The sequence below is a fragment of the Massilia genomosp. 1 genome, assembly GCF_011682185.1.
Taxonomy (GTDB): domain Bacteria; phylum Pseudomonadota; class Gammaproteobacteria; order Burkholderiales; family Burkholderiaceae_D; genus Telluria_A; species Telluria_A rubra.
In genome coordinates this window covers 1-299 of the sequence record NZ_WHJF01000515.1, presented here as the reverse complement: position 1 = coordinate 299, position 299 = coordinate 1, and the positions used below count along the sequence as shown (strand labels likewise).

At 49.2% G+C, this 299-nt stretch carries 1 protein-coding gene; it reads right to left on the bottom strand.

The window, feature by feature from the left end; all coding sequences use genetic code 11:
* Window positions 1-299, bottom strand: a 299-nt coding sequence (locus F1735_RS34725) for a hypothetical protein (protein WP_222853207.1), incomplete at both ends; no start/stop codon positions are given.

The following is a 299-nucleotide window of genomic DNA, read 5'->3' as shown; positions in this document are numbered from 1 at the left end:
GTGAAGTGCGTGAGGTAGCCTTTATGTTCCTCCGTCTCCAGAATGCTCGCGATGCCCAACGCTTCCACCAATACTCTGCATTGATCGTTAGTGGCCTTGAAACCCTCGATTTTTTTCAGATATTTATGCAGATCCTTGGGTTTGGTCTTGGCATCCACCGAACGCAGCGTATCGAGAATGGCATTAAAAATACGGAAGTCATCCGCCGTCGGCTTTTGTTGAGCAAGCTGCAGATGCTGGGCCAGGTGGAACTGGATAACATAAGGCACCTTCAGCAGCCCGATTGATCCATACTTGTA